We start from the raw sequence: 25007 nt of genomic DNA, 5'->3' as shown, positions 1-25007 counted from the left end.
CATCGGGATCCATGATGAGGATCGTGGCCCGCCTGTCCACCGCCCGTCCCGGCGGAGGAGAACCCCGCACCGGCCGATAAGCCCTTCCCGTGGCCGGGCAACACCCGCACTCTGGGCGCAACCAGAACCGGAGGAAACACGAAATGAGCCTGACACGGCGCGGCCTGCTGGCCGCGGGCCTCGGCATGGCCACGGCCCCCGCGATCGCACAGAGCTACCCGAGCCGCCCGGTGCGCCTCATCGTCCCCTTCCCGCCGGGCGGCGGCACGGACAACCTGGCCCGGCTGGTGGCGGAGCGGCTGACCGCGGCGCAGGGCTGGACGATCGTGATCGAGAACAAGCCGGGCGCCGGTGGCAATCTCGCGCTCGACGCCACGGCCAAGAGCCGGCCGGATGGCCACACGCTGGTGATGGCGCAGACCGACAATGTCGTGCTGAACCCGCTGACCTATCCGAAGCTGCCCTATGACCCAGACCGCGACCTGATGCCGGTGGCCCTCATCGCCAGCGGCTCCGCCGTGCTGGTGGTGCGGGCGGACGCGCCCTGGAAGACCCTGGCCGAATTCACCGCCGCCGCCCGCGCCCGCGGCGGCCAGCTGACCTTTGGCTCCCCCGGCATCGGCACGGTGTCCCACCTGATCCTGGAATTGTGGCAGCGCAGCGCCGGCATCCAGCTGAACCACATCCCCTATCGCGGCATCGCCCAGTCCCTGCCGGACCTGATCAGCGGGCAGATCAACAGCTACATGGGCTCCATCCCCACCTTGCGCGGCCATATCGAGGATGGGCGGGTGCGGCCCCTCGCGGTGAGTTCGGCGCGGCGCTCTGCCGCGCTGCCGGATGTGCCGACCTTCCGCGAGGGGGGGATCGAGGGCGTCGAGCTGGCCAGCGTCTGGGGCCTCATGGCCCCCGCCGGCACGCCGCGCGACATCATCGGGCAGGTGAACGCGGCGGTGAACGGCATGATCGCGGAAGCCGAAACCCGGAAACGGATCGTCGAGAGCGGGGCCGATATCCTGGGCGGCACGCCGGAGGCGATGGGCCAGTTCTACGCCTCCGAGCGCGAGCGGCTGGGCCGGGTGGTGCGGGAGGCCAATATCCGCCTGGAGTGAGGGTCTGTCTGGCAATGTGCTGAGCGGTCTTGAGAGGGGCTTTGCCCCTCTCAAACTCTCCCCACCAAAGGCCTGAGGCCTTTGGAAACCCTTTTGGAAAGCGCCTGTTTCCTTCAGGTCACGGGCGGCCTGCATGTCCGAACGGTCTCTGAGGCGTCCTCTCCGCTAGGCGGCTGGGCGGCGTGGCAGCGGCCCGCGCCAGAAGATCACCACATTCCCCAGCAGCGTCAGCCCCAGCCCGGCGAGCGCCGGCATCCCCCAGCGATACCCCTCGAACAGGGTGGAAAGCGACAGGGCCACGACCGGGAAGAGCACCGTCGTATAGGCCGCCCGCGAGGAGCCGATCCGCGAGACGAGCATCAGATAGGTGGTGAAGCCCACCACCGAGCCGATGACCGAGAGATAGAGCAGCGCGGCGAGATAGCCAGCATCGGGCGGGGCAACCATGGGGGTGCCGGTCAGCCCGATCAGCGCGAGGAGCACCACCGCCCCATAGGCCATGCCCCAGGCATTGGCCGTCAGGGGCGCGATGCCGGCGGCGCTGTTGCGGTGCGAGGCCATGTTGCCGAGCGAGAAGAACAGGGTGCCCAGCGCGGCGAGCCCAAGGCCCTTCAGAGTATCGGCCTCGAAGCGGATGAAGATATCCTGCCCGAACAGCAGCAGCACGCCGCAGACGCCCAGCAGCGCCGCCAGCACCGTGCGGGGGCTGATCCTGTCCCCAAAGAACAGGCGGGCATTGACGGCGTTGTAGAGCGTCGCCAGCGAGAAGATGACGGAGATCAGCCCGGACGGCAGATAGCCCGCCGCATTGTAGAAGCAGAGGAAATTGCAGCTGAACAGGCACAGCGCCTGGGCCAGCAGGAAGGGCTGGTGCCGCCATCCGGGCAGCGGCAGCCGCCGCAGCGCCGCCAGCACCACCAGGAGGATCACCGCCGCGCTGGCGAAGCGGTAGAAAACCGACACCAGCACCGGCACCGGCCCGACCTGCCAGGTGATGGCAAGCCATGTGCTGCCCCAGATCAGCACGGTGGACAGGAAGAGAAGCGCGTTCTGCATAGCCATGGCGATAGCACCGCCGCCCGCGCGGCGTTTGCAGGATCTTGCGGCGGATCATCCTTGCCCGCCCTGGGGCGCGGCCGCATCCTGGTGCTTCCAAGCCTCACCGCGTGCTGATGCCGATCCAGCCCTTCACTGTTCAGGCCATCCTCTCCGCCTCCAATGCCCGCAGGCTGCACGCCATGGAACTCGGCTTCGGCCGGTCCGCGGCGATCTGGAGCAACAGCCAGGACCGGGTCGCCTATGAGCGGCCGGAGGGGCATGCCCTGAGCCTCTACATCCAGGGAGGTGAGGGTACACGCCGCCTGGGGCGGCAGGCCGGGCGTGGCCGTCCCGGGGCGGTATGTGTCATGCCCCAGGGCCATGTCTCGGACTGGGAGATCACCACGCGCTTCGCCTTCGTGCACCTGTACCTGCCGGATGCCGGGTTGCGCCGGGCCTATACGGAGGCCTTCGACCGCGATGCCCGGCTGATGGTGCTGCCGGAACTTTCCCTGGGGGAGGCGCCACGGGTGGCGGCCGCGCTGGGCCATCTGGCCTTGGCCTTGCCCCGTGGCGATGCCCTCGCGGCGGACGAGGCCGCCACGGAAGCCACCTTTGCGGCTTTGGCCATGGCATCGCCGCAGGGCCTGCCCCTGCCCGCCTTGAAAGGGGGCCTGGCCCCGCATCTGCGGCGGCGTATCGGCGAGTATATTGAGGCTCATCTGGATATGCCGCTCCGGCTGGACGAGCTTGCGGCCCTGGCGAAGCTCAGCGCCTTTCACTTTCAGCGCATGTTCCGGGCCAGCCATGGCGTTTCACCACAGGCATGGGTCCAGTGGCGCCGTTTGGAGCGTGCCCGCGCGCTGCTCCGCAGGGATATGCCCATCATCCAGATCGCCACGGCCTGTGGCTTTTCCAGTCAGAGCCATTTGACGCGGGTGTTTGGCGCGGCTTTGGGAACGACGCCGGCGGCCTATCGTGCCGCTCTGAGCCGTGCATCGGCATCCGGCCCGGCTATAGCTGCCGGGTATCGGCCCTTGCCGCAGGATGAGGCTTTGACCGTATCACACTGAAAAATATATTTTATTTTCCTGGAACGTCTGCCGGTCTGGGACAGCGGCCTCCCTGGTAAGCCGTAAAAGCGGGGGCATTTTGGCCCCAGAGCGCCCCTTCCCTGGCGGCTGTTCTACCTTTTGGCGATCCCTGGTCTGAAGGCTTGGGGCCTATCCCAGGCAGCCATCCACTGTCCGGTGCTTCACCACGCCTTCCACGCAACAGAATGTGTCCACAGCCTGGGGTCTATGATTCGTCTAATAATATAAGTCTAAAGGGTAAAAAGCATTTTTTTATCAGGGACTTAATGGGGTAAAGTGCCCCTGCTTCTACGCAAAATGCCCCCGCTTTTACGCAAAATGCCCCTGCGATTCACTGGACCGGGAAACTTATCCACGGTCCTGTGGATAAAGTGATGCCCCACCGGGAATCACCGGAGCACTTTAGGGGATACCCAGCCGGGATTTCCTGTCTATGCTCCTCCCCATCGGGAATCGCGGGGGCATTCCGGCGCGAAGCGGAATCGCGGGGGCATTTTGACATGGTCGAGGTTGGCCCGAAGAACCTGAGCGAGGTCGAGCGCCGCCGTCTGGCGCGGCTGGAAAAGACCCGCCAGAATGCCCGCGGCCGCCGGGCACCCGCCGTCATGCCCTCCCGCCTCGCCCGCACCTCCGCCTTCGCGGCGCGGACGCATTCGCTCAACACGGATTCCAACTTCCGGCGCATCTACATCGTCCCGCCGCATTCGGTGGTGGAGGTGGCGGGCCGCGAACTCGGCACCCGGCACCGCGACATGCTGGTCGCCCTCTTCCGCCTGCGGGCCCGCCGCGTGGAAGCCAGGACCGATGCCGGCCAGCGCATCATCCTGTGCCAGACCGAGACCTCATGGCGGGAATTGCTGGTGGCCTCGGGCCTGAGCGTCCATGTGACGAATCTGCTGACCGCCCTGCGCGTGCTGCAGGAACTTCAACGCGTCTCCATCCGCGTCTTCCGTGGCTCGCATGAGGAGTTCATGAAAGCCGAGGCCCGCGGCCTCCTCGCCGGGGCCGGCTGGTCGGATGCGCTGATCGGCAAGATCGAGTGGGAGGGCGCCCAGCTCGATAGCCGGGTGACGGTGAGCTATGGCGAGTGGGTGCGCCGCACCCTGGAGGAACGCCATCTCGTCGCCGTCGATGCGGATGTCTATTTTCGGCTCAAGAGCGATTATGCACGCTGCTGGTGGCCCTATATCGACTCCCAGCCCGCCCATAGCTGGATCGACGTCGAACTGCTCGCGAGCCTCGCCGGCCGTGACTACAGGGCCGAGACGACCAAGCAGCGCGTCAAGCTGCGCGAGGAAGTCCGGCAGGCGCTCAGCGATATGCAGCAGGCGGGCGGCCTCGTCTCCTGGTCGGAGGAGATCATCGGCTCCGGCCGCGCGAAGACCTACCGCTATCGCTATCTCCGCGCCGGCAGCCCGCAGGCCGAGCTTCCCGTCTGAGCGGGGGGGCCCTTCCCGTCCCCGTGTCTCTCAGGTGGTCTTGAGGGGGCTTTGCCCCCTCAAACACCCCCAACAGGGGACAGGGTCCCCTGCACCCGCCTTCAGTTTGAAGCAGGGCGAAGCCTGTTTCGGGGTTGCGCCGTGCTGGCAAACCGTCTTTCAGAGCGCGGCGCACCCGCCATGCGCCGGCACCACGCCCGGATGCAGCACCAGGCTCCCGCCCCCATCGGCCCGGCCCGCGCTGGGTGGCGCGGATCGGGCAAGGATTACTCCGGCTGGATCCTGGCATCGCGGACCACGTGGGTCCATTCATCCAACTCGCGGTTCACCCGCGCCTGGATCTCCTCGGGCCGCATCTGGCGGGCCACCGCGCCCTGCTCCTCGGCACGGCGGCGGAATTCGGGGCTGGCGACCACGGCATCCGCCGCCTCGCCCAGCCGTTGCAGCAGGGCGGGCGGTGTGCCGGCCGGGGCGAAGAGGGCGAACCAGCCCACCACCTCGATCCCCGGCAGGCCCTGCTCGGCCAGGGTCGGCACATCCGGCAGGGCGGGGCTGCGCGTGGCGGCGGTGATGGCCAGCGCCTTCAGCCTGCCCTCGCGCACGAAGGGCATCAGGGGCGGCGGTGTCGTCATCATCATCTGCACGCGGCCGGAGATCAGGTCCTGCGTCGCCGGGCCGGTGCCGCGATAGGGCACATGGGTCATGTCCGTCCCTGTCCGCAGCTTCAGCAGTTCGGTGCCCAGATGTTGCAGCGAGCCGGAGCCGGAGGAGGCGTAATTCAGCTGCCCCGGATGCGCCTTGGCATAGGTGACAAGCTCCGCGACATTGCCCGCCGGGATGGCGGGGTGCAGGAAGATGACCTGCGGCGCATCCAGCAGCAGCGCCACCGGCGCGAAATCCTTGCGCACATCATAGCCGAGATTGCTCACCACCGCCGGGGTGCCGACCTGATAGCCGGAATACTGCACCAGCAGCCGCGTGCCATCGGGCCGGGCACGGGCCACATCCTGCGTGCCCAGCGCGCCATTGGCGCCGGGCTTGTTCTCCACCACCACCGTCTGCCCCAGCAGGCGGGAGAGCGGTTCCGCCAGCAGGCGCGCGGCGAAATCCGTCGTGCCGGCGGCGGCGGTCGGGACGATAAGGGTGATGGTGCCCGATTGCGCCCGCGCCACGGCCGGCAGCGCGAGCGCCGCGGCCGCGCCCAGCAGGCCGCGCCGGGGCAGCGCGCGGCAAAAGCCTTCCTGGTCCGTCATGTCATCCTCCCATGGCGTATTCTGTTTGGCGCCAGCTTGCCTGCTTCCGCGCGGTCTGGCGAGCATGGTGTGGGGAGGCGCTGCCCCGCCCGGGCTTTCGCCGTGATGCCGGAAGGCAGTGGGAAATCTTACCGGTAAGAAACTGCCGGCCACTCTCGCCGCACCGCCGAAAACGCTTTAGGGTCCCGACAGGATTTTTCCCGGAGCAGATCATGGCAGAAGGCGGCACCAGGCGGCTGAAGCGGACCATCCGCATCTTGAGCACCGGGGCGAAGGGGGGGCCGGGCAAGAGCTTCCTGGTGAAGAACCTCGCCGGTGCCGCCGCCGCCAATGGCTACAATGTCGCCGTGGTGGATTTCGACACCCAGCGCACGGTCACCAAGTGGCTGCAGCGGCGCACCCAGTATTGCCCCGATGCCGCCCCCATCACCGGCTATGAGGCGGACCCGCACGAGGCCCGCGACGCCACCGATGTCCTGGCCCTCGATGAGCATGACATCGTGTTCTTCGACACCCCCCCCGCGATCGACCAGAGTTCCGAGGTGCTGAAGACCCTCTCCTTCGGCGTGGATCTTGTCCTGGTGCCCACCAAGGTCGGGATTTCCGATACCGAGAGCGCCGAGACCCTGCTGCATGCCCTCTCCGTCTGGAAGCGGCCGACCCTGGCGGTGCTCAACCTCGTGAAGCCCAAGGCCACCCGCGTCATCGGCCTGGCGAAGAAGCGGCTGGTCCGCCATGCCGAACTCTGCGCCGTGGAAATCGGCGAGTATTATGATTTCCTCGCTGCCGACGAGGTAGGCCTCGGGGCAACCGAAATGCGCAAATGCACCGGTGGCGAGGATATCGAAGCGGTCTGGGGGGCCGTCCGCCGCCGCGCCGGGCTGGGGGAGGGCTGAGCCATGGCGGTCCGCCGCACCACCACGGGCAGCCCCGCGCCCGAGCGCCGGGGCTTTGACCCGGCGCGCATCCGCCGCACCATCGAACAGGCCATCGACCACGAGCCGGCCGCCAACCCCGACCAGCGGGGCGATGCGCTGGCGATCGCCGCCTTCGAAACCTCCAACCCGGATCACCTGGCCGTGGAAATCGGCACGCTGTGGTCGCGGGCGCAGGAAGCCTTCCTGACCATCGGCCACCGCATCATCCAGGCCCGCCACCTCATCGAGGACCGCATCCGGGGCAGCAACACCCATCTGACACCGGCCGAGCGGCGGGCGCAGATGCATGCGGAATGGCGCGTCTTCCTCGGCAAGCTGCCATTCAGCGTGCAGATCGCGTCCCAGCTCGAATGCGTCTCCCGCGCCCTGGCGGAGGGCCGGATTTCCCCGGCGGAACTGCCGCAGAACTATTCCGTGGCCTACCAGCTCACCACCCTGAGCGAGGCCGAACTGGATGCCGCCCGGAAGGAAGGGCTGGTCGGCCCCCGGGCACGGCGGGATGCCATCATCGATTTCAAGCGGCGCCTGCGGCAGGCGCGGCTGGACCGCGAGGCGGAACTGATCCGCCGCCGTGAGCGCATCATCGCCGAGATGGAGAAAATGCGCCACGAACTGCTGGAGATCGATCGGGAACTGGGCGAGCACAGCCCGCAGCTGGAGGATGGGCCGGGGGCACGCTGAGCGGTGGTCTGTCCTGAGGGGGGCCCCCTCAAACTCCGCCCAGGCGTGGATCATGGACCGGCGTGGCCAGCCCTGCGAGCCGCGCCTTCAGTTGCAGCGCCAGGATGCGCGAATAGAAGCGCGCCTGTTGCAGGTTGCCGCCATGCAGCCACAGCCCCTCCTGCCGCGTGGGCTTCCACATGTTGCGCAGCTCGCCCGCCCAGGGCCCCGGATCGCGCCGCGTGCCGGAGCCCAGGCCCCAGACCGGCCCGACCCTGGCCGCCACCTCCGGCGAGATCAGCCGCGCGATCCATCCTTCCATCGGATCATAGCCGGTGGCGTAGACGATGAGATCAGCCGGCAGGTGGCGGCCATCCTCCAGCGCCAGCCCCTCCTCCGTCACCGCGCGCACCGCGGCGCCGCTGCACAGGCGGATATCGCCGCGGATGACAAGCTCCGAGGCGCCGACATCGATATAGTAGCCAGACCCCCGGCGGAGGTATTTCAGCGAATGCCCCGTCTCATCCTCGCCGAAGTCGAGCAGGAAGCCGGCCCGTTCCAGCCCGGCGTAGAAGGCCGCGTCATGGCGGCGGATCTCGGCATAGATGGATTTCTGAAGCGCCGCGTGCAGGGCGAAGGGGCGCGCGGCCAGGATGAAATCCGCCTCCTCCGTCGTCAGGCCGGACTCTTCCGCCGCCTGGGAAAACAGCTTGCCGCTGATGAAGCGCATCACCGTCTCCGCCCGCACCACGAGGGTGGAGGAGCGCTGGAGCATCGTCACCTCGGCGCCATGCTCCCAGAGATCGGCGCAGATATCATGGGCTGAGTTGTTGGAGCCGATGACGACACAGCGCTTCCCGGCATAGGCGGCACCGCTGCGGTACTCGCTGGAATGGCACTGCTCGCCCCGGAAGCGCTCGCGCCCGGGATAGGCGGGCAGGGCAGGGGCGCCGGACATGCCGGTCGCGATCACCAGATGCCGCGGGTGCAGCTGCAGGCGCTCCGTCCTGCCGCCCTCCCTGCGCTCGACCGTCACGCGCCATGCGCCGGCAGCCTCGTCGCGCCCGGCGGAGAGGGCGCGGGTGCCGCACCACATGTCGAGGTCCATGATGCGCGCATAGGCCTCGATCCAGTCGCCCATCATGTCCTTCGGTGTGAAGACGGGCCAGTGCTGCGGGAAGGGCAGGTAGGGCAGGTGGTTGGCCCAGACCGGGTCATGCAGGCAGAGGGATTCATAGCGCTGGCGCCACGCATCGCCCGGCCGCTCCTGGGCATCGATGATGAGGAAGGGCACGGAGAGCATTTTCAGCCGCGCGCCGAGCGTCACCCCCGCCTGGCCGCCGCCGATGATGAGGCAGAAGGGCTGCGTCTCGCGGCCCAGGGCGGCGCGCCCGGCGGCGCGCTGCTCGCCCCAGCCGCGGCGGCCGGGAAAGGCGCCGTGATGCGTGCCAGGGGCGCGGCGCGGGCCCAGTGGCTCCTCGAACCCCGCCAGCGCCTCCAGCCCGGTGAAGAGCGTCCAGCACCGCCCGCCGCGCAGGCGGACATGGCCGCGCCCCCGGCCCTGCGCCGTCTCGAAGCGGAACCAGCCTTCCAGCACGCCGCCTTCCATCCGCGCGCTGCCGGGCCACAGGCGCAGGCCACGCGGCGCGGCGGCGGCGAGGTTGCGCGCCAGCAGTGCCGCGATCTCGCCATGACCCTCGAAGGTGACGATGGACCAGCTGAGGGCGAGCATGTCGCGCCACAGCCCGCCTTCCTCGAAGAGCGCCGCCACTCCGGCGGGGTCACCCGCCTCCAGGCGGGCGGCGAGGGTGGCCAGCCAGGCCTCCAGATCGGCTTCTGCTGTGGCGTTCATGGGAATCCTCCGGGGCGGCCTGGGGTGGCGCCCTGCTGCACATATCGATTGCGGTTCGATCCGGCTCATGTCAACATATGATATATCAAATAACATATCGGAGTCGGCCATGGACGGGCTGATCAATTCCGCCGATGCGGCATGGCGCTCCCGGGCCGCGCGGGTGGTGCCCACGGGCATGTGGGGCCACCTGCATGCCGCCCGCCTGCCGGAGGGCTACCCTCAATTCTTCACGCGCGGCGAAGGTGCCCACCTGTGGGATGCCGATGGCACGCGCTATCTCGACTTCATGTGCAGCTGGGGCCCCAACCTGCTCGGCCACCAGCACCCCGAGGTGGAGGAGGCCGCCGAGCGCCAGCGCCGCCAGGGCGATTGCCTCAACGGCCCGGCGCCGGTGATGGTGGAACTGGCGGAACTCCTGGTGGACACGCTGCCGCACGCCGCCTGGGTGCTGTTCCAGAAGAACGGCACGGATGCGACGACGGGCTGCGTCACCCTCGCCCGCGCCGCGACGGGGCGGCGCAAGATCCTCGTCGCGCGCGGCGCCTATCATGGCGCGGTGCCGTGGTGCTCGCCCTCGCTGCTCGGCGTCACCAGCGAGGACCGCGCGCATCTGCTGCACTACGACTTCAACGACGCGGAGAGCCTCGCGCGCGCGGCGGCGGCGGCGGGGGAGGATCTGGCGGGCATCCTGGTCAGCGCCTTCCGCCACGACCTCGGGCGGGACCAGGAGATGCCCACCGCCGAATTCGCCACCCAGGCCCGGGCGATCTGCGACGCGCGCGGCGCGGCGCTGATCATCGACGAGGTGCGCGCCGGCTTCCGCCTCGATGTGCGGGGAAGCTGGGCCGGGCTCGGCATCGCGCCCGATCTCTGCGCCTGGAGCAAGGCCATCGCCAATGGCTATCCGCTCGCCGCCATCACGGGGGCGGAGTGGCTGCGCGCGACGGCGGGGCGGCTCTACCTCACCGGCTCCTTCTGGTGCGCGGCGGTGCCGATGGCGGCGGCGCTGGCCACGCTGCGCGTCGTGCGGCGTGACGATGTGCCGGCGCGCCTCGCCGTGCTGGGCCTGCGCCTGCGCGAGGGCCTCGCGCGCGGCGCGGCGCGCCACGGCCTCGGCCTCCGGCAATCCGGGCCGGCGCAGATGCCGCTGGTCCTCTTCGAGGAGGATGCGGAGGGCGTGAAGGGCAGCACCTTCTGCCGCGCGGTGCTGGCGCAGGGCGTCTACTTCCACCCGCGCCACAACATGTTCCTCTCGGCCGCCCATGACGAGGCCGGGATCGACGCCGCGATCCGCGCCGCGGAGCACGGCTTCGCCGCCGTCGCGGCGCTCTGAGCACAACAAGAAGAATCACACAGGGACGCCATCACCCCCATCGAGGAGGCGACTATGGTGAAACGTCGGGATCTGCTTCTGGGCACGGCCGCCATCGGCCTTGCCGCGCCGCGCCTGTCACGCGCGGCGGAGGCGCAGGGCACGCTGCGCTTCGCGCCACAGGCGGACCTGGCCTCGGTCGATCCGATCCAGGCCAATTCCTATGTCACGCGCAACCACGCCGCGCTTGTCTATGACACGCTGTTCGGCGTGGACGAGGCCTACCGGCCGCACCCGCAGATGCTGGACTCCTATGCCGTCAGCGAGGACCGGCTGGAATGGCGGCTGACGCTGCGCGAGGGCCTCGCCTTCCATGACGGCGCGCCCGTCCGCCCGCAGGATGTGGTGGCCAGCCTGCAGCGCTGGGGCAAGCGCGATACCTATGCGCAGACGCTCTTCGCGCAGATCGCCGACCTCGCGCCTGCCTCGGACAAAGCGGTGCGCGTGCGGCTGAAGAAGCCCTTCCGCCTGCTCGCCGACATCCTGGGCAAGCCGGCGCCGCAACTGCCCGTCATCATGCCCGAGCGTCACGCCCAGCTGGCGGTGACGGAACAGGTGCCGGAGGTGATCGGCTCCGGCCCCTTCCGCTTCGTCGCCAGCGAGCGCATCCCCGGCTCGCGCGCCGTCTATGCGCGTTTCCCCGGCTATCAGCCGCGCCCGGGCAGCACGAGCTTCTGGTCCGGCCCGAAGCTCGCGCAGGTGGAGCGCGTGGAGTGGCACACCATCCCCGACGCGGCGACGGCCGCCGCCGCCCTGCAATCCGGCGAGATCGACTGGTGGGAGCAGCCGACGGCGGATTTCCTGCCGCTGCTGCGCCGCAACCGCAACATCCGGGTGGAGATCATCGACAACACCGGCTTCATGGCCGTGCTGCGCTTCAACCACCTGCACCCGCCCTTCGACAACCCGGCCATCCGCCGCGCGCTGCTGCCCGCCATCCGCCAGGCGGATTTCATGACCGCCGTGGCCGGCACCGAGAGCGGCATGTGGAAGGAGGGCATCGGCTTCTTCCAGCCGGATTCGTCGATGGCCAGCGAGGCCGGCATGGCTGCGCTGACCGGCCCGCGCGACCTGGAGGCGGCGCGCCGCGCGCTCCGTGAGGCAGGGTACAAGGGGGAACGCGTCGTCCTCGCCGTGCCCACCGATTTCCCCGTGCTCAACGCGATGAGCGAGGTGGCGGGCGATCTCTTCCGCAAGCTCGGCATCACGCTGGACTATCAGGCGCTGGACTGGGCGACGGTGTCGCAGAAGATCAATTCACGCGCGGCGCCGGAGCAGGGCGGCTGGAGCGTCAACTGCAACTACGCGGCGGGCTTTGGCTGCCGCACGCCGGCGGCGCATTCCTATCTGCGCGGCGCGGGGCAGGCGGCGCTGTTCGGCTGGCCCAGCAGCCCGCGCATCGAGGCGCTGCGCGAGGCCTGGATGGACAGCACCGACGCGGAGGAGCAGCAGCGCCTCTGCCGCGACATCCAGCTCCAGGCCTTCGAGGATCTTCCCTATATCCCGCTCGGCCTTTTCTATCAGGCCACGGCCTATCGCAGCACGCTGAGCGGCGTGCTGAAGGGCATTCCGCTCTTCTACAACCTCCGCAAGCAGGGCTGAGCGCATCATGGACGACACCGATCTCTGCTTCGCGCCCGCCACCACCCTGGCGGCGATGATCCGCGCCCGCACCCTCTCCCCGACCGAGGTGGTGGAGGCCGTGCTGGCGCGCATCGCGGCGCGGGAGCCGCAGCTCAACGCCTTCGCCCATCTCGCCGCCGGGGAAGCGCGCGAGGCGGCGCGCCAGGCCGAGGCCGCGCTGGTGGCGGGCGCGCCGCTCGGGCCGCTGCACGGCATTCCCGTCACCATCAAGGATCATGAGGCGGTGCGCGGCATGCCGGTGGAATACGGCACGCATCTGCGCCGCGGCGATGTCGCCGCCGCCGACAATGCGATGGTCGCCCGCCTGCGCGCGGCGGGGGCCATCATCCTCGGCAAGACGACCACGCCGGAATTCGGCTGGACCGGCGTCAGCCGCAGCCCGCTGACCGGCATCACCCATAATCCGTGGCAGCACGGCTATAATGCCGGGGCGTCCTCGGCCGGGGCGGGGGTGGCGGCGGCGGCGGGCTATGGCCCGCTGCACCAGGGCAGCGATGGCGCCGGCTCCATCCGCATGCCGGCGCATTTCTGCGGCGTCTATGGGCTGAAGCCGAGCTATGGCCGCGTGCCGCAATCACCGATGACGGCCAGCGACCAGACGGTGCATCTCGGCCCGCTGACCCGCACGGTGCGCGACGCGGCATTGATGCTGAAGGTGATGGCCGGCCCCCACCCGGATGACCAGTCGAGCCTTGAGGCACCGCCGGCGGACTACCCGGCCCTCCTGGCACAGCGCCCGCGCCGGCCGCGCATCGCCTATAGCGCCGATCTCGGCCATGCGCGGGTGGACCCCGAGGTGGCGGCCCTGGTGCAACGGGCCGTGCGCGCCTTCGAGCAGGATCTGGGCCTGCCGGTCGAGGAGGTGGCGACGCCCTGGGGGCCGCGCGGGCCGGACCTCGCGCGCTTCTTCTGGCCCGCCCACTTCAGCCGCCATGCCGAGCGCCTGCCGGAATGGCGCGACAAGATGGACCCCGGCTTCGTCGCCTGCATCGAGGCCGGCCAGCACATCACCCTGGCCGAGTACCAGAAGATGCGGCTGGTGAAATACGCCTATTGCACCGAGATCCACCATTTCTTCGAGGAATGGGACTTCCTGCTGACCCCCGCCGTCTCGGTGGCCGCCTTCCCGGCGGACCGGCTACAGCCGCCCCATTGGCCGCAACACCCGTGGGACTGGATGAGCTGGGCGGAATTTTCCTACCCCTTCAATCTTTCGCAGAATCCGGCGGCCTCGATCCCCTGCGGCTTCACCGCCGCCGGGCTGCCGGTGGGGTTGCAGATCGTCGGCCGGCGCTTCGACGATCTCGGCGTGCTGCAGATGTCGGCGGCCTTCGAGGCGGCGCGCCCCTGGGCCATGCACCGCCCGCCGGAGGTGGCGGGGGCTGTTCCGTCCGAGGCCGCCCTGCCGCTATAAGCCCGCGCAGCAGAACAGGGGCAGGGACGGGTGAAGCGATGACGGCGGATGCGAATTTCGTGGCACCCGTGGGCCGTTCCAGCCTGACAGAGCGCGTGTATGACGCCTTGCGGCAGGCCCTCTTCGAGGGCCGCCTGCAACCCGGGCAGCGGCTGAAGATTCGCGATCTGGCGGCGGCCATGCAGGTTTCCGAAACGCCGGTGCGCGAGGCGCTGGTGCAGCTCGCGCGCACCGGCGCGCTGGTGATGGATGCGGCGCGCTCCATCACCGTCGCGCGGCTCAGCCTCGCGCAGTATCTGGAACTGCGGACCATCCGCCTGGCGCTGGAGGGGATGGCGGCGGAGGCGGCGGCCAGCCGCATCGGCAGCGAGGAAATCGCCGCGCTGGAGGCGGCGCATGAGCACTACATCACGGCCGAGCGCGCCGGGGATGGCCTGGAGGCCAGCCGCTGGAACTGGGCCTTCCACAGCGGCCTTTACCGGGCCGCGGCCATGCCGGAACTGATGGCGCTGATCGAAACCATCTGGCTGCGCAATGGCCCGATGCATGCGGTGATCTATCCGCACGCGCCGCCCAGCTATGCCATCCGCCATCGCCACCTGGACGTGCTGGAGGCGCTGCGCCGGCGCGACCCCGTGGCCGCGCGCGAGGCGCTGCAGGGCGACCTGCTGGAAGGCGGCCAGAACCTCGTGCGCTACCTGCAAACCCAGGCCCCGCCCGCCTGAGGCCTCCGGATTTGCCGGGCGCGAAGTTTTTCCAGCCGCGCCGCGCGCCCCTGGGCCGCATGCGGGCCCGGCGCATGGCGCGGGCGCTGCCGGAGGGATCATCAAAGCGGCGGCAGACGCACACCCACGCCGTCTGTTTTCGCCAAGCCATGCTCTGCCCGCCGGGTGCCGCCGCGGAGGCGGCGATGGCGGGGGCGGGCTACTCCGCCGTGCGGACCTTCTGGAGGAACTGGCCGATCTGCTGGCGCAGCTGTTGAGACTGGAGCGCCAGGCCGCTGGCGCCGGACAGCACGCTGCCCGCCGCCTCGCCCACCACGCCAGAGACCTGACTCAGCCCTGTGACATTGGCCGACACCTCGTTGGTGCCCTGCGCGGCGGCGGCGACACTGCTGGCGATCTCGCGCGTCGCGGCCCCCTGCTCCTCCACGGCGGCCGCCACGGCCGAGGACAGGTGGCTCACTTCCGTGATGCTCTGGCTGATGGCGCGCAGCACCGCCACGGTCTCGCCGGTGCTGGACTGGATGCGGCCGATCTGCTCCGCGATTTCCTCGGTGGCCTTGGCGGTCTGGCTGGCGAGGTTCTTCACCTCGCTCGCCACGACGGCGAAGCCCTTGCCGGCATCCCCCGCCCGCGCCGCCTCGATCGTGGCGTTCAGCGCCAGAAGATTGGTCTGCCCCGCGATGTTCTGGATCAGCGAGACAACGTCACCGATCCGCTCCGCCGCGCCGGAGAGGATGGTGACGGTGGCATCCGCCCGCTGGGCCCGCTCGGCCGCCTGCTGGCTGACGGCGGCCGTCTCGGCGATGCGGCGCGAAATTTCCGCGATGGAGGCGCTGAGCTGCTCCGTGGCGCTGGCCAGGGTGGCGACATTGCCGCTGGCATCGTGCGAGGCGCGGCTGGCCGTGGCGGCCTTCTCGCTGGCCTGCCGGGCCGTGGAGGAGAGGTCGCGGGCCGTGCTCTCCATGCTGGAGGCGGCCTGCGCGACCGCCGCGACGGTGCCGCCCACATCCTTCTCGAAGCCATCGGCCACCTGGCGCAGCATGGCCTGGCGGGCCAGTTCCGCCTCGGCCTTGCGCTGCTCCTCGGCGGCCCGCAGCCCGGCCGCCTCCTCCAGCCCGCCCCGGCAGATCTCGACCGCGCGGGCGATATCGCCGATTTCATCGCGCCGCTGCGTATCGCCCACCGGCATGCCGAGATCCCCCTGGGCGATGCGCCCGAGGGTCCGCTGCAGCCGCCCCAGGGGGCGGGTGATGGAGAGGGCGATCAGCACGGCGATGCCCAACCCCGCCAGGAAGGCAGCCAGGGCGATGGCGGCCACGCCCGAGCCGACCGTGGCCGCATTGTCGCGCACCTGGCCCAGGCTGGCATCCCCTTCGCTCCGGGCGGTCTCGCTGGCGGCGGCGACACGGCGGACCAGCTCCCCCGCGAGCGGCGTGGCCTCCGCCAGGCCCGCCGTGAATCGCAGGCTGGCCTCCACACTGGCCAGCACGGTCTCCCGAAGCGACTTGGCGCGCTTGGCCAGTTCCTCCGCATGGCGGGCCTCGGGCAGGCCGGCGAGGAGGGGCAGCAGATCCGCCATGCGCTGTTCCAGGCGGCGGGCTTCCGTGGCGACGATATCGGCATCGCCCGGCTGGCGGGTGGCGAAGTGGCGGGCCTGGAATGTCAGCAGGAAATCCACGGAATCCTGCACCCGCAGCGCCGGGACCAGCTGGGGCGCGCCCCGCCCGGCCATGTCGCGCAGCAGGGTGTAGAGGATATTGCGCGCCTCGGCCCCGTCGCGCTGCAGGGTGGCCAGCGCCCCCTGGCGGGCGGCCGAACCGCTGAGGATCTTCTGCAGCGCCGCCTCGTAGCGCCGCAGCGTATCCTGGAAGCCGGAATCATTGGCGAGGGGCGCGAAGCGCGCCAGTTCCGCCCGCAGCGCCGCGAGGGCGCGCTCCACCTCCAGCCGGTCGCCGGGGTTCTCGGTGACCATGAAGCGGAGGGCATGGGTCCGCAGCAGGGTGGCCTGCAAGCCCAGCGTGCTGGCCTGGCTCGCCTGCTCGGCGGCCTCCCCCGCGCGGTCCGCGGAGGCCCGGATGGAGGCGATGCCATTCCAGGCCAGGATGGCGGAGAGCAGGAGGAAGGCCAGAAGCGTGCCGCAGCCGACGAAGATCCGGCCGCGGATGCCCAGGGAAAAAGCCATGGCGACGGTTGTCCTGTCAGGCCTTGACGGCACGGATGGCGGCGAGCTGCTCGGCCCCGAACATGGTGGCGAAGGCCGCCTCGGCGGGGGCGAGGGCGCGGGCGAAGGCGGTGCGGTCCACCTCGATCACGGTCATGCCGCGGTCGCGCAGCCGGGCCAGGCCGTTCTGCTGCGCCAGGACGGCGGCGCGGCGGGAGGCCTGGGCGCCGTCCCGCGCGGCCTGTTCCAGCGCGGCCCGGTCAGCGGCGGAAAGCCGCTCCAGGCTGTGGCGCGAGATGACGAGGCCGGCGGGCGAATAGACATGGCCGGTGAGGCTGATGAATTTCTGCACCTGCCACAGCCCGGCGCTCTCGATGGTGCCGATGGGGTTTTCCTGCGCCTCGAAGCGCCCGGCGGCGAGGGCGGCATAGAGCTCGCCGAAAGGCAGCATGGCGGCCTCGGCGCCCAGGGTCTTGAAGGTGGTCAGGATGGCCTGGGAGGGCGCGGAGCGGAGCTTCAGCCCGGCCATGTCGGCGGGGCCGCGGATCTGGCGGGCGGTGGTGGTGATGTGGCGCAGCCCGTTCTCGCCCCAGGACAGCCCCACGAGCTGGCGGGCTTCCAGCCGGCGCAGCGCGGCCTGCCCGATCGGCCCGTCCAGCACCGCATGGGCATGGGCGATGTCGCGGAACAGGAAGGGCACCTCGAAGATGCCCAGCTCCGGCACGAAGCTCGACAGGGCGGCGTTGATGGTCATGTCCAGCGTCCCGCGCTCCATGGCCTGGAGCATGTCCAGATCGCCGCCGAGCTGGCTTTGCGGGTAGGAGTCGATTTGGACGCGCCCTTCCGTCAGGGCCTGGAGGCGCTCGGCCATGATCCGCGCGCCCTCGCCCAGCTGGCCGGTGGTGCCGCTGCTATAGCCGATGCGCAGCACGGTGGCAGGCGCCCCACGCGCGAGGCGCGGTGCCGCCAGCATCACCGAGGCCAGCACCATGCAGGCCTGCCGGCGCCCCGGGGCTCCGGTGGGGACGTGCTGTCGCCGGGGGAAACCAGGGCAGGGCATCGGTGTGACCAATCCGGGGCTGTGAAGCCCCTTATTTTCACCCCCCCGAAGCTTCCATCTCCTTAAGCCCGTGTTCCATAAAGATCATGCCCGGGTGAGGTGCGCCGCGCGGGAGCCCGCCCCGGCCCCGCCGCGTTACGCCCGCTCCACTGATGAGCCGGCCCGATAGGACTATGTCGGTTTCCTGCTCTAATCCTGCGGGCATTCCTCGCCTATCTCCTGCGCCAGGCTGCCAGACTGCAAGACCGCCACCGGCCCGCCGCAGGGCGGGCCCGCCTCTCAGGCGACAAGGAGAGAGAAGATGGACATCACCCGCGCAGGGGCACAGCCCTCCGGCAAGGGGCCGGCCGAGTATTTCACCGGCACGGTCCGCGTCGACCCGCTGTTCAATCCGCCCGCCCCCGCCCGCGTGGCCGGCGCCCTGGTCACCTTCGAGCCGGGCGCCCGCACCGCCTGGCACACCCACCCGCTGGGCCAGACGCTGATCGTCACCGCCGGCTGCGGCTGGGTGCAGCGCGAGGGCGGCCCGGTCGAGGAGATCCGGCCGGGTGACGTCATCTGGTTCCCGCCGGGGGAAAAGCACTGGCACGGCGCCACGGCGACCACGGCCATGAGCCACATCGCCATCCAGGAGAAGCTCAACGGCTCCCCGGTGGACTGGCTGGAGCATGTGACGGACGCGCAGTACCAGCGCTGACGGGGGAAGGCCGGCGCTGGCCAGGCCGCGGTCTCCGTCCGTATCGAGGCGATCGAGCCGGGATACTGAGCGCGGCGGCGGCCACGCGGGCCTGCCGCCGCGCGGATCAGGGCAGGCCCTGCGGCAAAGCTCCCCGCAGCAGGGCGGCCAGCGGCGCCGCATCCGGCAGGCGGTGGTACAGCAGGCCGTGCAGCTGGCGGATCCGGCCTGGCAGGGCGTCGCGCGGCTGCGCGCCGAACAGCACCGGCAGCCAGGCCAGCCCCAGCAGGCGGTTGACCGAGGGCGGGCTGTCCACCCAGCCATAGGGCAGGGCCGGGGCAAGCGCGACCCGCCCCGCGCGCACCGCCCGCAGGCTGCCCCAGAGCCGGTGCCCCGGCATGGCGGCCGCCAGCCCGGCCTCCGGCGTGACGATCCAGTCCGGATCCCAGAGCAGCACCTGCTCAGCCGGGACCTCGGCCAGGCCGCCCGTGCCAGCCTGCACGGCGGCGACATTCTCCGCGCCGCAGACCTCCAGGATCTCGGTGTTGATGGAGCCCGCCACGCCCGTCTCCAACCCCTGCGGCCCGCGCGCGTAGAAGACGCGGGGCCGCCCGCGCGCCGCCAGCCGCGCGGCGGCCTCCTGCGCCTCGTCCAGCAACCGCGCGGCGGCTTCGGCCAGGGGAGCGGCGGCGGCCTCGCGGGCGAGGATCGCGCCCAGGAGGCGGAATGTCTCGGGGATTTTCGCCAGCGCGCCATCCAGCAGCAGCGTGGGCAGGCGGGTCCGCGCCTGGAGCTGATCCGCCAGCGCGGCATAGGGCGGCGTCACGGAGCCGTAGTCCAGGATCATGTCCGCCCGCGCGGCGATGACGGCCTCGATGCTGGCGGTGTCGCCGGCGCGGCCGGTCAGGCGGCCGGTCTCGGGCAGGGCGGCGGCCTCGGGCGGCAGGAAGTCCAGCTGCGCGCCGCTGGGGGCGCGCGGCCAGCCGGCCAGCAGGTCGGGCGCGATGCTCCAGACCGGCAGCGCGGCGGTGGGCCCGGCGGCGAAGACGCGCGCCACCCGCGCGGGCAGGATCGCCTGCCGCCCGGCGGCATCGCGCAGCGCGCGCCTGTCCTGATCGCGCAGCGCGCGCGCTTCCTGGGCCCGCGCGGCCAGGGGCCAGGTGGCGAGCGCGCCGAGCAGCGCACGCCGGCCAGGGGCGGCCGGCATCACGCCTTGCCCAGGATGGCGCCGGTGTCCGCCATACCGCCGGGCAGCAGGTTGCGGGCGGGCAGCGTCATGAACCCGATCTCCTGGGTGCGGCACCGGGTGGGTGCCAGGGCTGGCACCCGCGCCGGCCTGGGGCGGGCGAAGCGGCAGGGCTGGTGGCCCCGCCACCCCGTTATTTCCCAATGAACATATCGGCGGGGCCGCGGATCGGCAATCCTGGCGAGGCCTCTCCCCCCGCCGCCGGGTCAGCGGCCGGTGATCGCCTCGTGTTCCGGCGTGTAGCGGTTGCCCTCGATCGGGATCGCGGCGGCGGCGCGGGCGATGGCGCCCAGCTCTTCCGCCGTCAGCGCCACATCGGCGGCACCGAGATTTTCCTCCAGCCTGTGCCGCTTGGTGGTGCCGGGGATGGGCACGATCCACGGCTTCTGCCCCAGCAGCCAGGCCAGGGCGATCTGCGCCGGCGTCGCGCCCTTCTGCCGCCCCACCTCCGCCAGCAGGTCCACCAGCGCCTGGTTCTTCCGCATCGCCTCCGGCGTGAAGCGGGGCAGCCTGGCGCGGAAGTCGCTGGCCTCGATCCGGGTATCCGGGTTCATCGCCCCGGTCAGGAAGCCTTTGCCCAGCGGGCTATAGGGCACGAAGCCGATGCCGAGCTCCTCGCATGCCTGCAGGATGCCATTGGTCTCGGGCCCGCGCGTCCAGAGCGAATATTCGTTCTGCAGCACCGCGACCGGCTGCACCGCATGGGCCCGACGGACGGTCTGGGCCCCTGGCTCGGACAGGCCGAAATGCCTCACCTTGCCCTCACGGATCAGGTCGCCCACCGTGCCGGCCACATCCTCGATCGGCACGGCGGGATCGACGCGGTGCTGGTAAAGCAGGTCGATCACCTCAATGCCCAGCCGCTGGAGAGAGGCTTCGGCGACCGCGCGGATCTGCCCGGGGCGGCTGTCCAGCCCGGCCATCTGGCCGTTCTCGATGTGGAAGCCGAACTTGGTCGCGATCACCACGCGGTCGCGGACCGGTGCCAGCGCCTCGCCCACGATCTCCTCGTTGGTGAAGGGGCCATAGACCTCGGCGGTGTCGAAAAAGGTGACGCCGCGCTCCACGGCATCACGCAGCAGGGCGACCGCCTCGCCCCTGCCGAGGGCGTGGCCATAGCTGAAGTTCAGGCCCATGCAGCCGAAACCAAGGGCGGAAACCTCAAGGCCGCTTTGCCCCAGCACGCGCTTCTTCATCGCTCTGTCTCCTGGCTGGCGGCAGATCCGCCATGCGCCGGAGGCTAGGCGGCACGGGCGGGCCGGATTAGCCGTGGAAATCCGCATGCCCCCATCCCGGCAGGGCATCAATCGCCCGCGGACGGAGGCGAGGCATGATGGCGCGGAGCAGCCCCGCCACGGCATCCGCCGCGGGACTTCGCTGCGCTGCACAGGCATGGATGGTTTCCTTCTGCCGCCTGCGAAGGATCGGAATGGCGCGCGCGATTGCGGGGCATGGCCGGATGTCGTTAGCATTGCCCGGGATGCCAGCCGCCACGGCCATGCGGGTGCCGTTCCCCGACAAAAAAGCAAGCAAAGCTGTTTCTTCCGGAGGGAACCATGGATCCGCGCAAGCTGCTCTATCTGGCCTGTGTCATCGAGCAGGGAAGCTTCAAGAAAGCGGCCAGGCATCTGCTGATCTCGCAGCCCGCGCTCTCGACCTCGATGGACCGCCTGGAGCGTGACCTGGGCAAGAAATTGCTGAAGCGAAGCCCGACAGGGGTCACGCCGACGCCGATCGGAGAGCTGCTCTATGCCCATGCCCGCCTGATCCGCGAGGAACTCGTGCTCGCGGAACGCTGCGTGAGTGGCGGAGCCGCCAGCCCCGAGGGCACCATTCATGCGGGCGTGCTGCCCAGCCTCGCGGTCACCATCATCCCGCGCGCGGTCACCCTCTGGCAGGCGGAGAACCAGGATGCCACGCTGCGCCTGGCCGAGAAAAACCAGCTCGACCTTCTGCTCGGCCTCATGCGCGGCGAGTTCGACTTCATCGTGGCGCAAACGGAATTCTACGGCTTCCTGGAGGGTCTGAAGCAGAGGGTGCTGTTCCGCGACAGGCTGCATGTCATCGCCCGGCCGGGCCATCCGGCCAGCGACGCGCAGCCTCTCACCTGGTCCACCCTGGTGCGCTATCCCTGGATCCTGCAGATGGTCGGCAAGCAGAGAACGCTGCTGGAGCGGCTGCTGCAACCCGAGGGCCTGGATCTGCCGGGGAAGTTGACCGAGTGCAGCTCAGCGAACTGCATCAAGGCCATGGTTGCCGGCAGCGACAGCCTCGCCACGCTGCCGGCCTCCGCGATTGGCGCGGATGTGCGGGAAGGCCGCATCCAGGCGCTCGATATGGCTGACCCGCTGCTCAACCGCGACATCGCCGTCATCTTCCGCGAAGGCAGCGTGCTGCCGGCAGCCGCGCGCGGCCTCGTGGCCCAGATCGCGGCCGCCGGGGCCGCCATGAGCGACGATGCCGGAACACCGGCGCAGGCCGGGGAGGCGCGCCACGGCACGGCACCGCCGCCATCCGCGGCGATCGTGGCGCATCACCACCCCGCCGGAAGGTGCTGAGGCCGCGCGGGCCTCAGCGAGCGGCCTCCTGCGCCGCCGCGAGGGCGGCCAGGATTTCATCCTCGGCGATCCGCGCCGCGCGCTCGCGATGGCCCCAGGTCGCGCCGCCGATATGCGGCGTCAGCACGACATTGGGCAGGCGGGCCAGCCGCTCCGGCACATGCGGCTCGCCCTCCACGACATCCAGCCCGGCGGCGAGGATCTCGCCCGCCTCCAGCGCCGCCACCAGCGCGTCGGTATCGACCAGCTCTCCGCGCCCGACATTGATCAGGCGGCCCCGGGGCCCGAGCGCCCGCAGCTCCGCCGCCCCGACGACATGGCGCAGCGAGGCGCCGCCCGGCATGGCCAGAACCAGGATGTCGCTCGCCGCGGCCAGCGCCCGCATATCCTCGTAGAGCGGAATGCCGAGCCCGGCATTCGAGGGGCGGCGGAGCCCCGCCACCTTCATGCGGGAGGCGACCGCCCGCCGGGCAATGGCCTGGCCGATCCGCCCGCTGACCCCGGCGATGCCGATCGTCGCATCCACCAGGCTGTGGCCGACGGGGAAGCGGCCGGAGGCCCAGCCCCCGCCGCGCACAAAGGCATCGGCCCGCAGGAGATCGCGCGTCGTCATCTGGACAAGGGCCATCGCCAGATCCGCGACATCTTCCGTCAGCGCCTCCCCCACGGAGCGCACCCGCACGCCGCGCGCCTGGAGCGCGGGGAGGTCGATCCTGTCCTGGCCGGCCCCCTGCGACAGGACGAGGCGCAGATGCGGCAGGGCATCGGCGAGGGGGGCGCCGCAGCCGCGCGTCGCGCTGGTCATCAGCACACGGACCGCGGCGCGCTCCGCCGCCGGCAGGGCCAGGATGGCGGCCGCATCGGCGAGGATGCGCAGCACACCCGCCGCCTCCAGCCGGGGATAGGCCATGCCTTCAAGCGGCGGAAAGCTGATGACGGGGCGCGGGGGGCCATGATCGGGCAGGGAGGTCATGCGCGGTCCTGTGGTCTGTGCCGGCGGCGGGGGGAGAGGTGGGGCGCGCTGGCCTGCGGCCCGGCCGGATCCAGGCCAGCCGCCGGCCAGGGTGCACCCTCAGAATTTCGGCATGATGAGGCGCAGAAATTCCGCCTCCCCGGCGGCTGTCACCTCCAGATGCGGATCCTCCGGCAGCAGCTCGAACGCCGTGTGCCGGCCATAGGTCCTGCCCTGGACGGTGACGGAGCCGCGGCTCAGGAACATCACCTCCAGGGCAGGCTGTTCACCGGCGCGGAAGGTCGCGCCCGCTGCGATCTGCGTGAGGCCCACGCGCAGTTCGCGCTCGGTGAAGGAGCCGAGCCATTTATGCGCGACGCCCGCCTGATGCGCATCCGCGATCCAGCTGAAATTCGCCGGGTCCATCAGGATCACGTCGCCGAAGCGCGGCGGGGCATAGGCGAGCTTGCGGCCCATGGCTTCCTCGAAGCAGGCCTCGAAGCCGTCCTGGGTGTGCTGGTTCCCCTCCTCGTCCCGCCAGGTGAAGAGGCCGCCCTTGAACTCGCCCTTTTTCTTGAGGCGGTCATTGGCCGCCTCGCGTTGCGTGACGCTGAGATAGCCCTGGCCGCTTGCCCCGCCGAACTGGCAGACCATCATCTCCAGGCCTTCCGGGCGGTCCTGCGGGCCGTAATAGACGCTCTCGGGGAAGTAGGCGACCGTGCCTTCCGGCATGACCTGGTCCTTGCCGTAGGGGTAGTTGCCCTTCAGCACATAGCGGATCTGGTCGAAATTGTGCTTGTGGCGCGGCGCCGCCCACCCGCCTGTCCCGGTGCGCCCGACATTCAGAAGATAGTTGTTCGGCGAACCATCCTTGCCCTTGAGCAGGAATTTCTGCGCGAGGACACCCTCGCGCATCGTTCCGACGACGCCGGAATCCGCGTTGGCGGCTTCGGAGATTTTCATGTGACGTCCCTCATCGTTTGCAGCGGCGCAGGAGCATCGCGCTGCCGTTGAGTATTTTCATTCACGTGGCAAAGACAATGCGCGGCCGTTCAGGGTGATAACACCCCGTTATCCAGCGGCGCTCCGCGGCAGATGAGGGTGCTTGACGGCCCGTGCCGCTGCCGGATTTCTTGCAGGCCAGGCTTTGCTGTTCCGCTCGCACCCCGCATGGCCCGGGCCTGTCAGATCGTCACGCGCTGGTGGTCGAAGATGGCTTTGCGCCAGCGATGCACGGTGTACTGACTGAAGATTCCCTGCAGGAAAAAAGGATCGCTCTCGATGTAGTCGATGGCTTCCTGGCGGTGATCGGTATCCAGGATGATCAGCCCCCCGGTATAGGTCTGGCCGTCATCGGCGAAGAGGCCACCGCTGGCGATGATGCGGTGCGCATTCCGGATCACATGCTCCAGATGCAGGGGGCGAAATTCCTGCCGCTTCCGCTCGGTTCCAGGATCATCGAGGAAGGTGATGACATAAGGCATGCTCGGATTCCCGCTCGAAACAACGCACAGGTGAACCGCTTGGCCGGAGGCGTTGGAAGGCTTCCTGCCGCACCGTCACCCTGGGTCATCATCACCTAGAGGCTGTTATGGACCTGCAGGCGGGTAACGATCAGGCTGCGGGGCATGAGTGCCCGCAAGCCCTACCCTTCTGACGTTTCCGATGACGAATGGGCCCTGGTCGCGCCCTATCTGACGCTGCTGCTCGAGGTGGCCGGGCAGCGCGAGCACAGCTTGCGCGAGGTGTTCAACGGCCTGCGCTACGTGATCAAGACCGGCGCGCCCTGGCGCTGGATGCCCAACGACCT

22 protein-coding genes are annotated in these 25007 nt (G+C 70.2%); 12 read left to right on the top strand and 10 right to left on the bottom strand.

All coding sequences use genetic code 11. The annotated features are described in order from the left end of the window. Positions 1-143 precede the first annotated feature (143 nt). Complete coding sequence (locus NON00_RS08000; protein WP_256019485.1) at positions 144-1112, top strand: tripartite tricarboxylate transporter substrate binding protein; 969 nt, start codon at positions 144-146, stop codon at positions 1110-1112. Positions 1113-1277: 165 nt separating this feature from the next. On the opposite strand, the gene NON00_RS07995 is transcribed toward NON00_RS08000, so the two are convergent. Next, positions 1278-2174 carry a DMT family transporter gene (locus tag NON00_RS07995; RefSeq protein ID WP_256019481.1) on the bottom strand — a complete coding sequence of 299 codons (897 nt, stop codon included), beginning with the start codon at positions 2172-2174 and terminating at the stop codon, positions 1278-1280. 110 nt (positions 2175-2284) lie between these two features. Here NON00_RS07995 and NON00_RS07990 point away from each other — a divergent pair, with 110 nt between their 5' ends. Together NON00_RS07990 and NON00_RS07985 are read left to right on the top strand one after the other, a co-directional pair. Further along, positions 2285-3223 carry a helix-turn-helix domain-containing protein gene (locus NON00_RS07990; protein WP_256019620.1) on the top strand — a complete coding sequence of 313 codons (939 nt, stop codon included), beginning with the start codon at positions 2285-2287 and terminating at the stop codon, positions 3221-3223. A 521-nt stretch (positions 3224-3744) separates the two neighbouring features. Further along, positions 3745-4683 carry a hypothetical protein gene (locus NON00_RS07985; RefSeq protein ID WP_256019478.1) on the top strand — a complete coding sequence of 313 codons (939 nt, stop codon included), beginning with the start codon at positions 3745-3747 and terminating at the stop codon, positions 4681-4683. 266 nt (positions 4684-4949) lie between these two features. Here NON00_RS07985 and NON00_RS07980 read toward each other — a convergent pair whose 3' ends face one another. Beyond that, a complete protein-coding gene (locus tag NON00_RS07980; RefSeq protein WP_256019475.1) occupies positions 4950-5936 on the bottom strand; it encodes a tripartite tricarboxylate transporter substrate binding protein in 987 nt (328 codons plus the stop codon). Between the two features lie 212 nt (positions 5937-6148). On the opposite strand from NON00_RS07980, the gene NON00_RS07975 reads away from it, so the two are divergent. Then, positions 6149-6832, top strand: coding sequence for a ParA family protein (locus NON00_RS07975; protein WP_256019472.1), 684 nt, complete (start codon positions 6149-6151; stop codon positions 6830-6832). Between the two features lie 3 nt (positions 6833-6835). Next, entirely contained in the window at positions 6836-7555 is a 720-nt protein-coding gene (locus NON00_RS07970; protein WP_256019470.1) for a hypothetical protein, read from the top strand. Between the two features lie 28 nt (positions 7556-7583). Here the strand turns inward: NON00_RS07970 and NON00_RS07965 are convergent, their stop codons facing one another. Then, positions 7584-9386 (bottom strand): NAD(P)/FAD-dependent oxidoreductase, encoded by a 1803-nt coding sequence (locus NON00_RS07965; protein ID WP_256019467.1) that lies wholly within the window; start codon positions 9384-9386, stop codon positions 7584-7586. Between the two features lie 109 nt (positions 9387-9495). Between NON00_RS07965 and NON00_RS07960 the strand changes: the two genes are divergently transcribed. The 4 genes from NON00_RS07960 to NON00_RS07945 are packed head-to-tail and all read left to right on the top strand — an operon-like array spanning position 9496 to position 14544. Next, positions 9496-10722 (top strand): aminotransferase class III-fold pyridoxal phosphate-dependent enzyme, encoded by a 1227-nt coding sequence (locus NON00_RS07960; protein WP_256019464.1) that lies wholly within the window; start codon positions 9496-9498, stop codon positions 10720-10722. A gap of 57 nt (positions 10723-10779) precedes the next feature. Further along, positions 10780-12363: an ABC transporter substrate-binding protein gene (locus NON00_RS07955; protein WP_370688690.1), complete on the top strand. Its 1584-nt coding sequence runs from the start codon at positions 10780-10782 to the stop codon at positions 12361-12363. A 7-nt stretch (positions 12364-12370) separates the two neighbouring features. Continuing rightward, positions 12371-13819: an amidase gene (locus NON00_RS07950; protein ID WP_256019458.1), complete on the top strand. Its 1449-nt coding sequence runs from the start codon at positions 12371-12373 to the stop codon at positions 13817-13819. Between the two features lie 38 nt (positions 13820-13857). Then, positions 13858-14544 carry a GntR family transcriptional regulator gene (locus NON00_RS07945; protein WP_256019456.1) on the top strand — a complete coding sequence of 229 codons (687 nt, stop codon included), beginning with the start codon at positions 13858-13860 and terminating at the stop codon, positions 14542-14544. A 199-nt stretch (positions 14545-14743) separates the two neighbouring features. On the opposite strand, the gene NON00_RS07940 is transcribed toward NON00_RS07945, so the two are convergent. Together NON00_RS07940 and NON00_RS07935 are read right to left on the bottom strand one after the other, a co-directional pair. After that, positions 14744-16726: a methyl-accepting chemotaxis protein gene (locus tag NON00_RS07940; protein ID WP_256019454.1), complete on the bottom strand. Its 1983-nt coding sequence runs from the start codon at positions 16724-16726 to the stop codon at positions 14744-14746. A gap of 16 nt (positions 16727-16742) precedes the next feature. Continuing rightward, a complete protein-coding gene (locus NON00_RS07935; protein ID WP_256019451.1) occupies positions 16743-17696 on the bottom strand; it encodes a DctP family TRAP transporter solute-binding subunit in 954 nt (317 codons plus the stop codon). 370 nt (positions 17697-18066) lie between these two features. Between NON00_RS07935 and NON00_RS07930 the strand changes: the two genes are divergently transcribed. Beyond that, a complete protein-coding gene (locus NON00_RS07930) occupies positions 18067-18462 on the top strand; it encodes a cupin domain-containing protein (protein WP_256019448.1) in 396 nt (131 codons plus the stop codon). 106 nt (positions 18463-18568) lie between these two features. On the opposite strand, the gene NON00_RS07925 is transcribed toward NON00_RS07930, so the two are convergent. Both NON00_RS07925 and NON00_RS07920 read right to left on the bottom strand, forming a co-directional pair. After that, complete coding sequence (locus NON00_RS07925; RefSeq protein ID WP_256019445.1) at positions 18569-19648, bottom strand: ABC transporter substrate-binding protein; 1080 nt, start codon at positions 19646-19648, stop codon at positions 18569-18571. 245 nt (positions 19649-19893) lie between these two features. Then, on the bottom strand, positions 19894-20883 hold the full coding sequence (locus NON00_RS07920) for an aldo/keto reductase (RefSeq protein ID WP_256019442.1): 990 nt from the start codon (positions 20881-20883) through the stop codon (positions 19894-19896). Between the two features lie 360 nt (positions 20884-21243). Between NON00_RS07920 and NON00_RS07915 the strand changes: the two genes are divergently transcribed. After that, positions 21244-22245, top strand: coding sequence for a LysR family transcriptional regulator (locus tag NON00_RS07915; protein WP_256019439.1), 1002 nt, complete (start codon positions 21244-21246; stop codon positions 22243-22245). A gap of 13 nt (positions 22246-22258) precedes the next feature. Here NON00_RS07915 and NON00_RS07910 read toward each other — a convergent pair whose 3' ends face one another. From NON00_RS07910 to NON00_RS07900, 3 genes are all read right to left on the bottom strand, one after another. Further along, positions 22259-23218, bottom strand: a complete 960-nt coding sequence (locus NON00_RS07910) for an NAD(P)-dependent oxidoreductase (protein ID WP_256019436.1) — start codon at positions 23216-23218, stop codon at positions 22259-22261. Between the two features lie 99 nt (positions 23219-23317). Further along, positions 23318-24160 (bottom strand): hypothetical protein, encoded by an 843-nt coding sequence (locus tag NON00_RS07905; RefSeq protein ID WP_256019434.1) that lies wholly within the window; start codon positions 24158-24160, stop codon positions 23318-23320. A 221-nt stretch (positions 24161-24381) separates the two neighbouring features. After that, positions 24382-24681, bottom strand: a complete 300-nt coding sequence (locus tag NON00_RS07900) for a YciI family protein (protein WP_256019431.1) — start codon at positions 24679-24681, stop codon at positions 24382-24384. A 144-nt stretch (positions 24682-24825) separates the two neighbouring features. On the opposite strand from NON00_RS07900, the gene NON00_RS07895 reads away from it, so the two are divergent. Next, positions 24826-25007 (top strand): transposase (locus tag NON00_RS07895; RefSeq protein WP_256019427.1); only part of this gene is annotated, 182 nt, incomplete at its 3' end.

This window comes from Roseomonas sp. GC11 (assembly GCF_024437745.1).
In the GTDB taxonomy this organism is placed as follows: Bacteria; Pseudomonadota; Alphaproteobacteria; order Acetobacterales; family Acetobacteraceae; genus Pseudoroseomonas.
This window is presented reverse-complemented; position numbering and strand designations above follow the sequence as displayed.

Bases quoted from the DNA above. Each gene is read 5' to 3' on its own strand.
- NON00_RS08000 (WP_256019485.1), top strand. From the start codon at position 144: ATGAGCCTGACACGGCGCGGCCTGCTGGCCGCGGGCCTCGGCATGGCC.
- NON00_RS07995 (WP_256019481.1), bottom strand. From the start codon at position 2,174: ATGGCTATGCAGAACGCGCTTCTCTTCCTGTCCACCGTGCTGATCTGG.
- NON00_RS07990 (WP_256019620.1), top strand. From the start codon at position 2,285: ATGCCGATCCAGCCCTTCACTGTTCAGGCCATCCTCTCCGCCTCCAAT.
- NON00_RS07985 (WP_256019478.1), top strand. From the start codon at position 3,745: ATGGTCGAGGTTGGCCCGAAGAACCTGAGCGAGGTCGAGCGCCGCCGT.
- NON00_RS07980 (WP_256019475.1), bottom strand. From the start codon at position 5,936: ATGACGGACCAGGAAGGCTTTTGCCGCGCGCTGCCCCGGCGCGGCCTG.
- NON00_RS07975 (WP_256019472.1), top strand. From the start codon at position 6,149: ATGGCAGAAGGCGGCACCAGGCGGCTGAAGCGGACCATCCGCATCTTG.
- NON00_RS07970 (WP_256019470.1), top strand. From the start codon at position 6,836: ATGGCGGTCCGCCGCACCACCACGGGCAGCCCCGCGCCCGAGCGCCGG.
- NON00_RS07965 (WP_256019467.1), bottom strand. From the start codon at position 9,386: ATGAACGCCACAGCAGAAGCCGATCTGGAGGCCTGGCTGGCCACCCTC.
- NON00_RS07960 (WP_256019464.1), top strand. From the start codon at position 9,496: ATGGACGGGCTGATCAATTCCGCCGATGCGGCATGGCGCTCCCGGGCC.
- NON00_RS07950 (WP_256019458.1), top strand. From the start codon at position 12,371: ATGGACGACACCGATCTCTGCTTCGCGCCCGCCACCACCCTGGCGGCG.
- NON00_RS07945 (WP_256019456.1), top strand. From the start codon at position 13,858: ATGACGGCGGATGCGAATTTCGTGGCACCCGTGGGCCGTTCCAGCCTG.
- NON00_RS07940 (WP_256019454.1), bottom strand. From the start codon at position 16,726: ATGGCTTTTTCCCTGGGCATCCGCGGCCGGATCTTCGTCGGCTGCGGC.
- NON00_RS07935 (WP_256019451.1), bottom strand. From the start codon at position 17,696: ATGGTGCTGGCCTCGGTGATGCTGGCGGCACCGCGCCTCGCGCGTGGG.
- NON00_RS07930 (WP_256019448.1), top strand. From the start codon at position 18,067: ATGGACATCACCCGCGCAGGGGCACAGCCCTCCGGCAAGGGGCCGGCC.
- NON00_RS07925 (WP_256019445.1), bottom strand. From the start codon at position 19,648: ATGCCGGCCGCCCCTGGCCGGCGTGCGCTGCTCGGCGCGCTCGCCACC.
- NON00_RS07920 (WP_256019442.1), bottom strand. From the start codon at position 20,883: ATGAAGAAGCGCGTGCTGGGGCAAAGCGGCCTTGAGGTTTCCGCCCTT.
- NON00_RS07915 (WP_256019439.1), top strand. From the start codon at position 21,244: ATGGATCCGCGCAAGCTGCTCTATCTGGCCTGTGTCATCGAGCAGGGA.
- NON00_RS07910 (WP_256019436.1), bottom strand. From the start codon at position 23,218: ATGACCTCCCTGCCCGATCATGGCCCCCCGCGCCCCGTCATCAGCTTT.
- NON00_RS07905 (WP_256019434.1), bottom strand. From the start codon at position 24,160: ATGAAAATCTCCGAAGCCGCCAACGCGGATTCCGGCGTCGTCGGAACG.
- NON00_RS07900 (WP_256019431.1), bottom strand. From the start codon at position 24,681: ATGCCTTATGTCATCACCTTCCTCGATGATCCTGGAACCGAGCGGAAG.